Origin of the sequence: Gilliamella sp. ESL0232 (genome assembly GCF_013346885.1) — a bacterium.
GTDB lineage: Bacteria > Pseudomonadota > Gammaproteobacteria > Enterobacterales > Orbaceae > Gilliamella > Gilliamella bombi.
In genome coordinates this window covers 1-14,559 of the sequence record NZ_JAAEDW010000001.1, presented here as the reverse complement: position 1 = coordinate 14,559, position 14,559 = coordinate 1, and the positions used below count along the sequence as shown (strand labels likewise).

12 protein-coding genes and 1 other RNA gene are annotated in these 14,559 nt (G+C 34.5%); all 13 read left to right on the top strand.

The features are described 5' to 3' along the window. Positions 1 to 190 precede the first annotated feature (190 nt). The 13 genes from GYW75_RS00065 to GYW75_RS00005 all read left to right on the top strand — a co-directional run bounded on the left by GYW75_RS00065 (position 191) and on the right by GYW75_RS00005 (position 13,592). Entirely contained in the window at positions 191 to 430 is a 240-nt protein-coding gene (locus GYW75_RS00065; protein WP_034910662.1) for a YecH family metal-binding protein, read from the top strand. 202 nt (positions 431 to 632) lie between these two features. Further along, positions 633 to 1,295 carry a hypothetical protein gene (locus GYW75_RS00060; protein WP_065589216.1) on the top strand — a complete coding sequence of 221 codons (663 nt, stop codon included), beginning with the start codon at positions 633 to 635 and terminating at the stop codon, positions 1,293 to 1,295. A gap of 18 nt (positions 1,296 to 1,313) precedes the next feature. Further along, positions 1,314 to 2,876 (top strand): glucan biosynthesis protein G, encoded by a 1,563-nt coding sequence (locus tag GYW75_RS00055; RefSeq protein ID WP_174798016.1) that lies wholly within the window; start codon positions 1,314 to 1,316, stop codon positions 2,874 to 2,876. A 35-nt stretch (positions 2,877 to 2,911) separates the two neighbouring features. Next, on the top strand, positions 2,912 to 5,272 hold the full coding sequence (gene mdoH / locus GYW75_RS00050; protein WP_174798015.1) for a glucans biosynthesis glucosyltransferase MdoH: 2,361 nt from the start codon (positions 2,912 to 2,914) through the stop codon (positions 5,270 to 5,272). A 64-nt stretch (positions 5,273 to 5,336) separates the two neighbouring features. Beyond that, entirely contained in the window at positions 5,337 to 6,311 is a 975-nt protein-coding gene (gene epmA / locus GYW75_RS00045; protein ID WP_238786363.1) for an elongation factor P--(R)-beta-lysine ligase, read from the top strand. A 62-nt stretch (positions 6,312 to 6,373) separates the two neighbouring features. After that, positions 6,374 to 7,666, top strand: a complete 1,293-nt coding sequence (rmuC, locus tag GYW75_RS00040) for a DNA recombination protein RmuC (RefSeq protein ID WP_363319000.1) — start codon at positions 6,374 to 6,376, stop codon at positions 7,664 to 7,666. Between the two features lie 66 nt (positions 7,667 to 7,732). Then, positions 7,733 to 7,978 (top strand): exodeoxyribonuclease VII small subunit, encoded by a 246-nt coding sequence (xseB, locus tag GYW75_RS00035; RefSeq protein WP_174798012.1) that lies wholly within the window; start codon positions 7,733 to 7,735, stop codon positions 7,976 to 7,978. Continuing rightward, entirely contained in the window at positions 7,962 to 8,840 is an 879-nt protein-coding gene (gene ispA / locus GYW75_RS00030; protein ID WP_174798011.1) for a (2E,6E)-farnesyl diphosphate synthase, read from the top strand. Before xseB ends, ispA begins: the two co-directional genes overlap by 17 nt. Positions 8,841 to 8,867: 27 nt before the next feature. Then, the gene (dxs, locus tag GYW75_RS00025) at positions 8,868 to 10,724 is read left to right on the top strand and encodes a 1-deoxy-D-xylulose-5-phosphate synthase (RefSeq protein ID WP_174798010.1); all 1,857 of its coding nucleotides are present in this window, start codon (positions 8,868 to 8,870) and stop codon (positions 10,722 to 10,724) included. 7 nt (positions 10,725 to 10,731) lie between these two features. Then, on the top strand, positions 10,732 to 11,016 hold the full coding sequence (gene zapA / locus GYW75_RS00020; RefSeq protein ID WP_065589209.1) for a cell division protein ZapA: 285 nt from the start codon (positions 10,732 to 10,734) through the stop codon (positions 11,014 to 11,016). A gap of 65 nt (positions 11,017 to 11,081) precedes the next feature. Further along, a non-coding RNA gene (ssrS, locus tag GYW75_RS00015) (6S RNA) lies at positions 11,082 to 11,262 on the top strand. Positions 11,263 to 11,291: 29 nt separating this feature from the next. Next, positions 11,292 to 11,837, top strand: a complete 546-nt coding sequence (locus GYW75_RS00010) for a 5-formyltetrahydrofolate cyclo-ligase (protein WP_174798009.1) — start codon at positions 11,292 to 11,294, stop codon at positions 11,835 to 11,837. Positions 11,838 to 12,131: 294 nt separating this feature from the next. Then, a complete protein-coding gene (locus tag GYW75_RS00005) occupies positions 12,132 to 13,592 on the top strand; it encodes a catalase (RefSeq protein ID WP_174798008.1) in 1,461 nt (486 codons plus the stop codon). Positions 13,593 to 14,559 lie beyond the last annotated feature (967 nt).

The following is a 14,559-nucleotide window of genomic DNA, read 5'->3' as shown; positions in this document are numbered from 1 at the left end:
ATTATTCTTGCTTGAATTTACAGCTTTTTTGCTGTTATTTCTTCCCCCGATGTAAATCAGGGGGAATAATTAAAACTTTATTATATTTTTAATATCAAACCTCTTTTTCTTATTAAAAATATCTGTTATCTTTCGGGACTAAAAATAATGAATTAATCATTAAAATGAACAATAATTCAGGGAGGCTATAATGTCAATTCATGGACACGAAGTATTGCATATGATGAATGGAAACAATTATACCGAATCTTCTTTACTTGATGCTATCAAAAGTAAGTTTGGAGAAGATGCCATATTTCATACTTGTTCAAAATCCAACATGAATGCCGAGCAACTAATCGCTTTTTTAAAAGCAAAGGGGAAATTTAAACCCTCAGTTGATCATGAAACTAAATTTACGGTCGATAATAAAAAAATATGCAAACATTAGAGAGAAATGACCGTATATAAAGTACAATTTTTATAAATTTAATTTAATCTGCTAGTGTTTTTTAAATTAATAAGAGTATATAATTTCGCGCTATAACAATAATCGTTATAAGTGGCTGTTGTTACTAATAACGTGACTAAATTAGTGGCAAAGTTGCTCGCTTTAAAATTAACCTAAAGAATATGCTCATGGAATTTGATAAATGAAAGTAAGTAATATCCTTATATGCACCTTTGTCGCTATTCTTGTCACAAGTTGTGCAAAAAAAAATTTACCTTTAAAAAATAATGAACCAATTTCCGAAACAGAGCAACTATCTCTATTAAAACAACAAACTGAAACTAACGACCCTTATGTTGTTGATGCTAAAAATCAGCTAATTCGGTTTGTTGGTGATAAAAACTTCGATAACTACATTATTAAACAAGGTATTCTAAATTGTAAAGGCAATAATAATCTCTCCTCTTGCGTATTGAATTTTTATTTAAATGAACTATATAAATTAAAGTATCATGTGCAACTCAAAAAAGTAGTTGAGGAAAACCAAGCCGAACATAATATGGAACTAAGTAAAATAAAAGCAACTGAAAACAATATAAAAAGTTATTGCCAATATTCAGCTGATTTCGTTGCAGCAATTTATACAAAAGATAATGCAAAAATAACACAATATTTTCGACCACAATTTAGAATGTCAGAACAAGATATCTCATCCTTAAAAGCAAAGATTACTAAAGATGACTATTCTTACTTCCTAATAAACGAAAACCCAAGCATTCTTCAAGAAATGAAAGTGGATTACGTTGAGAAATGCTTAGATGATCCAAAAAACAATATTATCAATTATTTCAATATTTTTAGATAATACTAACGCGAGTCTTTTATGTGCAATTTATTTCCAATTCATAAGTTTAATAAAACTTTAATTTGCAAGGTGCTTTGCTTAGCTTCAGCTACTTGTATTAGTTTTTCTGCATGGGCTTTTTCGCTTGATGATGTAGTTGAAAAAGCTGAAAAACTATCTAAAAAGGCTTATGTTCAACCATCTAAAAATATTCCTAATGAATTAGCATCTTTACAATTTGCTGATTACCAAAAAATTCTATTTAATCATAAAAAAGCTTACTGGGGTGATCAAAAAAGTCGTTTTAAACTTGAGTTTTATCACGAAGGAATGTACTTTGATGTTCCAATAAAGATTAATGAAATTGTTAATAACCAAATAACTCCAATACAATATGATCCTAGCTATTTTGATTTAAGCCAGATTAATCTTGATAAACTAGATACTAAAAATTTGGGTTTTGCTGGTTTTAAAGTCCATTACCCAATTAATAATCCAACAAAAACCGACGATGAAATATTTTCAGCTCTTGGTGGCAGTTATTTTCGTGCGGTAGGTAAAGATCAACGCTATGGTCTTTCGGCAAGAGGGCTTGCCATTAACACTGGAGAAATGTCTGGTGAAGAATTTCCACGTTTCAAAGAGTACTGGATTGAAAGACCAGAACCAAATCAAAAACATTTAGTTATCTATGCATTACTTGACTCACCAAGCGTAACTGGTGCTTATAAAATTACATTGATTCCAAGTATTGATACTACTGTTACAGTTCAAGCTAAGGTCTTTTTCCGCGATTCTGTAAAAAAACTTGGCATTGCCCCACTCACCAGTATGTTTTTATTTGGGCCTAATCAACCATCACCATTGTTAAATTATCGACCTGCAATGCATGACTCTAATGGTCTGTCAATTTTAGCTAATAATAACGAATGGATATGGCGTCCATTAAATAACCCTAAACGTCTATCGTTTTCATCGTATAGTTTAGAAAACCCAAAAGCTTTTGGCTTAATTCAGCGTGATAAAGGTTTTGATGATTATCAAGATCTCGATGATCACTATGAAAAACGACCAAGCGTTTGGACTGAAATTTTAGGCGATTGGCAAAAAGGACGAGTCGAATTAGTTGAAATCCCAACAGCAGACGAAACTAACGATAATATTGTCACTTTTTGGGTGCCAGAAAAACAATATAAAGCTGGCGACGTGCTTGATATAAAATATCGATTACATTATTCATTACATGAATTACAGCGTTATCCTAATAATATCGCAAAAGCTATTAGTACCCGATTATCACTCGGCGATATAAAACAAGCTAATTTAATTCGTAAACTTGATGGCTCTAATGCGTACGTGATTGACTTCGCTGGTCCTTCATTATCAGAAAATGACCCAGTCAAAGTAATTTCAAGTATTACTAACGGCTCTATTGTAAGCTGTGATTCACAGTACAATCCAATAATAAAAGGATGGCGTGTAATTGTTAGATTCAACGTCCAAGATAGTAAAAAGGCAACGGATATTCGTGTACAACTCGCTTCACAAGCAACCAATGAAGTGATTTCTGAAACTTGGAGCGGGCAATACCCAGCACAATAGTAATGTAATAGTCATTATTATTATAAGATAAAAATATGAAAAAAGATTACTTTACAAATCTACCTGATGCTGAAGCTTGGCGTCAAAAATATGAAAATAATACAACATCACCTGATGATGTTGAGTTCTTAAAATATCGCTTAAATCAGATTGGCGATACTAGTTCTTTTATTGATGACCGAAAACAACAACCAAGTTATCCTGAAGTTGAACGCGTTCCAATTCAACCTCAAATCTGGAACCAGCGCTATATTGCCAAGTCAAAACATAACTTTAATATTTTAGCTATAATTCGACGCTTTATTATGTTTGCGCTGATTGTAGTACAAACATATTATGGAACCACTTATCTATCTTCTTTATTACCATACCAAAGTTGGCAAAAAATCAATTTTATGACTAATTGGGATATCAATCCTGAATTAGCCATCTACAGCATAATACCTTATATCATACAAGGGGCGATTATTATCCTGTTTGCTATTTTGTTTTGTTGGATCTCCATTGGATTTTGGACCAGCATTATGGGCCTAATTTTAGCCGTCATGGGTAAAGACCGTTACACTATTCCTATTCCCAAGGACCCAGCATCACATATCGACGCAAAGCATCGAACCGCTCTTGTTATGCCAATTTGTAATGAAGATGTTGCTCGAGTATTTGCTGGGTTACAAGCAACTTATCAATCTTTAGCTGAAACAGGCCACGCAGCTTGTTGTGATTTTTATATATTAAGTGATACTAACGATCCCGATCTATATGTGAACGAACTTAAAGCTTGGGCTGAATTTAATGCAGCAAAACAAAACAATGGTTGCAACGTTTTTTATCGCCATCGCAAACGCCGAGTAAAACGTAAAAGTGGTAATATTGATGACTTTTGCCGTCGTTGGGGACATCAATATGAATACATGATGATCCTTGATGCCGATAGTATCATGACTGGTGATTGCATTTTAAAAATGATCGCCATGATGGAAATGACCCCAAAAGCCGGTATTTTACAATCACCACCAAAATCAGTAAGAATGACCACGCTTTATGGACGTATTCAACAATTTGCCAACCAGATTTATAGTGATATATTTTGTTCTGGTACACACTTTTGGCAATTAAGCGAAGCGCAATATTGGGGACATAATGCAATGATTCGCTTAAAACCTTTTATTGAGCATTGCATATTATCTCCATTGCAAAAACGTAAGGGTCCAATTCATATCTTATCGCATGATCTAGTTGAGGCGACGCTTATGCGTCGTGCTGGTTATGGCGTCTGGATTGCTTATAATATGAATGGAAGTTATGAAGAGCTTCCTGGTAATATGATTGAAGATTTAAAACGTGATAATCGCTGGTGTATGGGTAACTTAATTAATTTAAGGCTAATCTTCAAAAGCGGTATTAAATTGACCCATCGTTTAATGTTTGCAACTAGTGGCATGGCTTATATTTCTTCATTATTGTGGCTAGTATTTTTAATATTTTCGACACTATTATTATTGGTGTTTAATATTTCTGAGCCTCAATATTTCTTCCAACCTAACCAATTTTATCCGACTTGGCCAAGGTGGGATGAACAATTAGCCATTCAACTATTATCAACCACAATGGTTTTACTGTTTGCACCTAAATTCTTCAGCTACGGTATTATTATAGCCAGAACTGGGGCAAAAGATGTTGGCGGTATATTTAAATTAACTTTATCAATACTGATTGAAATGATTTGGTCAATGATTTTAGCGCCAATACGCATGATCTTTCATAGTAAATTTGTACTTAAAGCATGGATGGGCAGTAAAATTCAATGGAAGTCACCATCCCGAAATGACGACGCTCTAACATGGGGGGAGTCATTTTATTTTTGTTGGCCACTGTCATTATTAGGTATTATCTGGTTAGGAGTAATTATCTGGTTAAATCCACAATTTACTTATTGGTATATAGCCATATTAATACCTTTAACCATTTCACCTTTAGTAATTAGAGTATCTGGGCTTTCAAGTATCGGCATGAAGGCAAAAAAAGCAGGACTATTTTTAACCCCTGAAGAAACGCATCCTACAAGAGCTGTTACTCTTACAGGCGAATATTTAATTAAAACTGAAACTGCATTTGTTGAGCATGGCTTTGTTATGGCGTTGGTCGATCCTATATATAATGCGCTAACTTGCTCTTTATCGACTTCAAGACATAGAGTTAATAATAAAAACCAACAAAAACGCAATGAGCTTATTGAACAATATCAACACATAGACTTAGAAAAAATGAGTAAAGAAAAGCAGTTAGCGATTTTAGAAGACCCAATTATTCTTTCCGCATTACATCGTCATATTTGGCAACAACAAGAAAAATACGACAATTTGTTCTCAATATGGCAAAATGAACGCCAGCAATAAGAAATAGGGCTTTTGCCCTATTTCACTTCTTTTTAGTAACTAATCAAAATCCATGGATATTTTTATGACTTGGCAACCTTCTGCACCTATAAATAATTTACTTAAGCGCGCGAAAATTGTTTCTCAAATTCGTCAATTTTTTGCTGATCGCTGTATTTTAGAGGTCGAAACACCTACCTTAAGCCAATATGCAGTAACAGACGTACATTTAAGCTCTTTTCACACTAAATTTTTAAAGCCTGGTGAAATCGATGATCAACAAGGGCGAAACATGTCATTAATTACTAGCCCTGAATATCATATGAAACGCTTACTAGCTGCTGGTAGTGGTCCAATTTATCAAATGTGTAAATGTTTTCGTAATCATGAAGAATTCAGCCGTTATCATAACCCTGAGTTTACCATGTTAGAATGGTATCGCATCCAATTTGATATGATGCAAATGATTAATGAAGTCGATGATCTATTACAAACCATTTTAGATTGTGAACCTGCTGAACGTATTTCTTATCAAAAAGCGTTTCAAAGGCATCTTAATATTGATCCTTTGGAAGCCGATCACGCAACCTTAGTCAATGCAGCAAATCAGCTTGATATCGGACTTAACACAGATAATTATGATAAAGATGGATTGTTACAATGCTTATTCACTTTCGGTGTTGAACCACATATTGGTCAAGACAAGCCTATTGCTGTATTTAACTTTCCAGCATCACAAGCTGCATTAGCCGTTATTAGCCCAGAAGATCATCGTGTAGCTAGCCGTTTTGAGTTCTATTACAAAGGTGTTGAACTTGCTAATGGCTTTAAAGAATTGACTAATGCACAAGAACAACGAATGCGTTTTGAACAAAATAATTTAGATCGTACTAATCAAAATTTACCAGCTCAGAATATTGACATTGAATTACTGGCCGCTATGGAAGCTGGGCTACCAGACTGTGCTGGAGTCGCTGTCGGATTAGACCGTTTAATTATGCTTGCCTTAAATTGCAATAGCTTGAATGATGTGATGTCATTTACTTTTGAAAGGGCTTAATTATGTTCAATGCTTTAGGATTAACCGAATGGATTGCCATTATTATTGGGATTGTTGCCTTAATGTTATTTATATTTGCTATAAAATCTCAATCAACAATTAATAATTTACAGCAACTATTCGATCTACAACTAATTCAAAAAAAGGAAGAAAACCAAACTTTAGTAATTCAAGTAAAACAACTTGAGCATGAATTAGAGCAGTATCGACAACAAAATCTAGCGCAGAATGTTAAAATTAGTGAACTCAAAACGCGTTTAGAAGAAACGTTAAGTGCAACACATGAACGACAAACCATACTAGAACAAAGCGAACAACGGCTTACGACTCAGTTTGAAAACCTAGCCAATCGTATTTTCGAACAGAGTGGCAAAAAGATTGAACAACAAAATAAGCAAAGCCTTGATTTTTTACTTTCACCACTAAAAGAGCAACTAGAAGGTTTTAAAAAACAAGTACAAGACAGTTTTGGACAAGAGGCAAAAGAACGCCACACACTGACGCATGAAATCCGTAACTTGCAACTACTTAATGAACAAATGAGTAAAGAAGCAACCAATCTAACTAATGCGTTAAAAGGTAATAACAAAACCCAAGGGAATTGGGGGGAATTTATTCTAAGTCAAATTCTGGACAATTCAGGATTACGTTCAGGTTATGAGTACGAAACACAAGTTAATCTAACCAACGAGAACAATCAACGATTACAACCTGATGTCATTGTTCACTTACCGCAAGGGGGTGATGTAGTTATTGATTCAAAAGTGGCCTTGGTTGCCTACGAACGCCATTTTAATAGTGATGACGAAAACGTTAAAGCAAAAGCAATGGCCGAACATTTAACGGCTGTGCGTAACCATTTAAAACAACTTAGTCAAAAAGATTATCATAAACTTATTGGCATTAATTCATTAGATTATATTTTGATGTTTATTCCTGTCGAGCCAGCATTTTTAAGTGCAATAGATAATGACCCAACATTAATTAACGATGCGCTGAAAAGTAATATTATGATAGTAAGCCCCACTACTTTATTAGTTGCATTACGAACTATCCATAATTTATGGCGATTTGAATATCAAAATCGTAATGCTGAACTTATTGCCGATAGAGCAAGCAAATTATATGACAAAATGCGTGGCTTTGTTGAAGATATGGAAAATCTGGGAAGTTGTTTAGACAAAGCTCAACAAACCTATCAAAATTCCATGAACAAATTATGTAAAGGTCGTGGCAATGTAATTGGACAAATTGAACGATTTCGTGAAATGGGTATCGAAGTTAAAAAACCGATTAATCCAGATATTACCTTATTATCAATGGATGAATTGAATAACGAAAATGAGAGTAAATAAACAAAACCTAGATTCACGATTATGGGAAATAAGTGTATACTCATCGCACGCAAAGAGGAATTGAATATGGCAAAAAAGCAAGACAAAGAAGTAAGTTTCGAAGAGACACTTAAACAGCTCGAAACCATTGTAGCTCAATTAGAAAACGGCGATCTACCATTAGACGAAGCACTAAATGAGTTTGAAAAAGGGATCAAATTAGCAAAAGCAGGACAAAAACAGTTACAGCAAGCTGAGCAACGCATTCAGATTTTATTATCTGAAAATAGTGACTCCGAACTGTCAGAATTCTCAAATGATGATAATGAATAGTTTAAAGCCATTACAAGAACGAATTGATTCGTTTTTAACCACCTATATTTCACAAATTGAACCATCTCAACTTCAACAAGCAATGAGTTATAGTTTGTTGGCTGGTGGAAAACGAATTCGACCTATTTTAGTCTATTTAACTGGACAAATGTTTAATTGCCCCCTTTCTAAGTTAGATGAAGCCGCTGCTGCGATTGAAGCAATTCATACTTATTCATTAATTCATGATGACTTACCTGCAATGGATAATGATGACTTACGCCGAGGAAAACCAACCTGCCATATCCAATTTGGTGAAGCTCAAGCAATACTTGCTGGTGACGCCTTACAAAGTTTAGCCTTTTCAATACTAGCAAAAAGTAAATTAATCGATGCTGAAACTAAAATTAATATGATAACTGAACTTGCCCATGCCAGTGGCGTTAATGGCATGTGCCTTGGTCAATCACTTGATTTACAGGCCACACATCAATCAATTAGTCTTGAACATTTGCAAAAAATACATTGTTATAAAACAGGAGCATTGATCAAAACGGCAATCCGTTTGGGTGCTTTTGCATGCGGTGAAATAGCTAAACCTTATCAGCTAATGCTCGATCGCTATGCTGAGGCTATTGGGCTAGCATTTCAAATTCAAGACGATATTTTAGATATCATTGGCGAGCAATCTATTATGGGTAAACCACAAGGTTCAGACCTTACTCATGAAAAAAGTACATACCCTGCATTAATTGGGCTAGATAGCGCAGTAAAACTAACCCAGCAACTCTATCAGCAAGCTATCGATAGTCTAAAACAAATACCTTATAATAATCAGCCATTACAGGATCTTGCTGGTTATATTATTAATCGCAATAGTTAATAACTAGCTAAAATACAGCATTACATAATGAATTTAGATAATTACCCTTTGTTAAAACAAATAAACTCGCCTGAGGATCTAAGACGTTTTCCTCAGTCACAGTTATCGTCTATTTGTCACGAGCTTAGACAATATTTACTCGCATGCGTAAGTCAATCAAGTGGTCATTTAGCATCGGGACTAGGTGTTGTTGAATTAACAACAGCCTTGCATTATGTTTATCACACACCTTTTGATAAAATTATTTGGGATGTTGGTCATCAAGCTTACCCTCACAAAATTTTAACTGGTCGACGAGACCAAATGCTCACTATTCGTCAAAAAGGGGGACTTCATCCATTTCCTCATCGTAATGAGAGTAAATATGATGTGCTAACCACAGGTCATTCTTCAACTTCAATTAGTGCAGCACTTGGTATTGCAATTAGCGAACAAAAAAAACAATCAGGTAAAAAAGTAGCGGCCATTATTGGTGATGGAGCATTAACTGCTGGTATGGCATTTGAAGCAATGAATCACGCTGGTCATGTTAAGCCAGATATGCTAGTGATTGTCAACGATAATGATATGTCAATTTCTGCAAATACCGGTGCACTTAACCAACATCTAACTCAAATCTTATCAAGTAAAGCCTATACATCTTTTAGGGAAAATAGCAAACGAATATTAGCTAATATTCCACCATTAAAAGAACTTGTTAAAAAAACTGAAGAACACTTAAAAGGATTAGTCACACCAGCTATCTTATTTGAAGAACTTGGATTTAATTATATAGGTCCTGTTGATGGACATGATATTAATGGATTGGTCGCAACTTTACAAAAAGTTCGCCAATTAAAGGGTCCACAACTGCTTCATGTAATAACACAAAAAGGCAAAGGCTACGCACCAGCTGAAAAAGATCCGACTTTATGGCATGGCGTACCAAAATTTAATCCAAATGATGGTATATTACCTACTACTCAAAAAGTTGCGCCAACATATTCGCAAGTATTCGGCGATTGGTTATGCGAAATGGCGCAAAATGATAAACGTTTAATGGCAATAACCCCAGCAATGGGGGAAGGTTCAGGTATGACAAAATTTGCAAATAATTATCCTGACCAATTTTTTGATGTTGCAATAGCCGAACAACATGCGGTAACCCTTGCTGCTGGGTTTGCAATTAGTGAATTAAAACCTGTTGTAGCTATTTACTCAACTTTTTTGCAACGCGCTTATGATCAAGTAATTCATGATATTGCTATTCAAAACTTACCTGTATTGTTTGCTATCGATCGTGCAGGAATTGTCGGCGCCGACGGTGAAACTCACCAAGGTGCATTTGACTTAAGTTATCTACGCTGCATACCCAATATGGTCATTATGACACCGAGTGACGAAAACGAATGTCGACAAATGCTCTACACAGGCTATTTACATAATGGTCCTGCAGCAGTACGTTACCCCCGTGGTGAAGGCACTGGAACACCATTAATCCCATTAACAGCAATTCCTTTGGGACAATCTAAATTGTGCCGGCAAGGTGAAAATATTGCTTTACTAAATTTTGGCGCTTTACTTACCGAAGTTTTACAAGCTGCAGAACAAATCAATGCTACAGTTATCGATATGCGTTTTGTTAAACCATTAGATGAAAAAGTCCTTTTGCACATTAGCCAAACTCATAATATACTTGTCACCATCGAAGAAAACAGTATCAAAGGCGGAGCAGGTAGCGCCGTCTGTGAATATTTATTATCGAAAAAAATAAAATGTGATATTTTAAATATTGGACTCCCTGATAAGTTTATTTCTCAAGGCTCTCAAAGCGAAATAAGGCAAGAAATAGGACTAGATAAAAAACACATTATCGATAAAATTAATCGTTTTATGAATCAATAGGTTAAATATGGAAACTCAAGCTGTCACTATTCAAATTTTTGGACGAACATTAAAATTTAATTGTCCTGTTGATGAAGTCGACGCACTTAACAATGCCGCAAAAGATTTAGATGCGCGCTTAACAAATTTACGAGAAAAGTCTCCACATGTTGGCAGTGATCAACTTATTATGACTGCCGCTCTAAACATTTCTTACGAACTCTCAAAAGAAAAAGAAAAAAGCAGTGAATTTGGCGATCGGTTAAAAATGTTACAACAATTACTCGATTCTGCCCTAAATCCTAATAATTAACTACTTGAATTGTAAATTTAATACAAATAGTATTGTATGATCCGTCAAATTTTGTATTATAGCATACGACTCTGAGATGATCGCCATATGGGTTAGTCCCCTGAGCCGATATTCTAAACTTAAGAACGGAGTGACTTTTAATTGGTGTGTATGCCTTACTTGTAAGGAAACCTAAAAATTAAAACACAATGTTCACCTTGAACCTTGGGTTCAAGGGTTACGACCCTAACGACATCTTGGAGCGCTCTTTTACTTTTAAACAACAGTGAAAACTGATGAATATAAGGCAAATCATTCGTCAAAAACGGCGACAATTATCTCCCGATGAACGTGAGATTGCACAACACGCTATATATCAAAAAATTGCCTGTCACCAAGCGATTAATAAAGCAAGAAATATCGCCATATTTTTATCATTTGATGGCGAAGTCGAAACCCAACCTATAATTAACTATTTATGGCAACAAAATAAATCCGTCTATTTACCTGTTATCCACCCTTTTGCAACCAAAAACTTACTCTTTTTAAAATATACCAGTCAAACTCAACTCATAAAAAATAACTTTGGTATATTAGAACCAAAGTTAAATGTATTAAATGTACTTCCTTACCATCAACTCGACATTGTTTTTACGCCACTAGTTGCTTTTGATCAACGAGGTCATCGTATGGGCATGGGTGGAGGATTTTATGACCGATTACTAGCAAATTATCAAACTCAACAAATTTTACCAATTGGGCTTGCTTTTGCTTGCCAAAAAGTCCAACATATTGAGAACAAACCTTGGGATATTCGATTGCCCGAAATTATTTACGCTTGAATTTATTGATAACAATTTAAAAAATTGTCAAAATTTTCATAATTATCAAAAAATAAATGATTTAGTGTATTATTCCATTGAGAACCTTAAATTTAGAAATACACAAATTTATAGATATAAATTAGATGTTGTGAGTTTAAATATATTTTAACGTATTGAAAACCCCCAATATCCAGCTTTTTACTATGCACTACCGTCCCATATATATGTTTTAGTAATTTTAAATTCAAAAATTAATTAATTGATTATTTTAATTTACAAAAGCGCTTTAATATACTAGAAAGGAGTGTTGCAATGTCAGAAAAAAAAGAACTAACCACCAATAACGGTGCCCCAATAGCCGATAATCAAAACTCTCGAACTGCTGGCCCTCGTGGTCCAGTATTGCTTGATGATTATCAACTCATTGAAAAACTAGCCCATTTTAACCGTGAAAATATTCCTGAAAGACGTGTACACGCTAAAGGCTCTGGCGCACACGGTACCTTTACGGTAACAAATGATATCACTCAGTATACTCACGCCAGTATATTTGCTAAGATAGGTAAACAAACACCTCTTTTTGCAAGGTTTTCAACAGTTGGTGGAGAACGTGGCTCATCAGACACCGCCCGCGACCCTCGTGGATTTTCGGTAAAATTTTACACTGACGAAGGCAACTGGGATATAGTAGGCAATAATACACCTGTATTTTTTATACGTGATGCATTAAAGTTTCCTGACTTTATTCACACCCAAAAACGTGATCCCAAAACCAACTTAAAAGATCCACAAATGATGTGGGATTTTTGGTCTTTATCACCAGAATCACTTCACCAAGTCACTATTTTATTTTCTGATCGTGGTATTCCTGATGGTTATCGTCATATGCACGGCTATGGTAGCCATACTTATAGCTTAATTAATAAAGATGGCGTTCGCACTTGGATTAAATGGCATTTCAGAACTGAGCAAGGAATAAAAAACATTCATCCTAAAAAAGCAGCAGAAATGGATGGAACTAATCCAGATTCAGCACAAGAAGATTTGTTCAAAGCCATTGAGCGAGGAGATTATCCAAAATGGCGACTTTACATACAAGTAATGACAGAAGAACAAGCTAACAACCATCCTGAAAACCCATTTGATGTTACTAAAGTTTGGTCACAAAAACAGTTCCCATTAATCGAAGTCGGCGTAATGGAACTGAATCGTAATCCAGAAAACTATTTTGCTGAAGTTGAACAAGCAGCATTTGAACCAAGTAATGTAGTGCCAGGAACGGGTTTATCACCAGATAAAATGCTTCAAGGTCGAATTTTTGCTTATGCCGATGCGCACCGCTATCGTATTGGTACTAATTATCAACAATTGCCGATCAATGCTCCAAAATGCCCTGTTCATAATTATCAACGTGATGGTGCAATGCGTTTTTATGCTCCTGATAATGCGCCTAACTATGAGCCTAATAGCGTCGATAGCGCACCAAAACAACAACCACAATATACCGAACCGCCAATGCATGTACCAGCTGGCACAATGGACAGGCACGATCATCGTGTTGATGACGACTATTACTCACAACCACGCGCATTATTTAACTTAATGCAGTCTGATCAAAAACAACTGCTTATTGATAATATCGTTGGCTCTATGAAAAACGTGAATCGAGACATTCAAATCAGACAGCTCAAACACTTCTATAAAGTGCACCCTGACTATGGAACTGGAATTGCCAAAGGATTAGGCATTGATATTGACCTAATAAAAAGTTAGTACTTAAAATAAAATGCCGACAATTTTAGTCGGCATTTTTAATTATTGGCTGTAGCTAAATACACAAATATAAATTGATCACGTTATAAAATTTATAAAAACACTTCATTAATTTAGCAAAGTCACATATTATTAGCATAAATTACAGTGAAATCATATAACTTATTGAAGTTAAAAGGATTATCCGATGAAAATCATTAATCTAATTGTTATATTGTTGTTTAATTGTGTCGGAGGATTGCTAAGTTATCAATGGTGTTATCGTTTTATCAAAAAACAATACCATACACCTGAATATTATTATTTAATGTATTATGGATTGTGTTATTTCTGTTTTATTCTTATTTCAATCTTCATTTTAAACAAAATAAAAAAACCGTCAGGTTTAGTCTTTTGTGGTTTACTTATTGGCATTTTAATTAGCCTTATTTTTATGATTATCCCTCGGTTAATTCGATATCCTTATTTATATCAGCGTTATTTAATCAATTCGATTGGTATTGATTTGCTGATATCAGCATGGATCACGCTTAATTTTATAATATACCCAGCTATTTTATTGTGCTGTCACTACTCAATTTTTTGGATTGAAAAAATATATAAGAAATGTATTTTCAAGCAATAATAGATGTTTCCCCATAGATAAAATATTAGGCAGTACGCACGAGTATAAATAAAAATAAGATCGCAACTTGTTAAAAAGCATTTAACGATCTAAAAAACAATATTTTTTACTGAAACGTAGGGTTACCTGAAACTTTTTGACAAAATTATACTCATTTGTTTACTTAATTTTTTAAAGACAAATAAAAAATTCATGCTAATAAAAAAGATGCTTACTAGGGCGTGTTGATCTTTCGTGATTATTTTTTAGACGGCATGATGTGAGTTATAATAATTCTGTCAAAAACAACCATAACTCGATTCATCATGCCAAGAACAATGCTAACAGATAAACGGTGGGAAA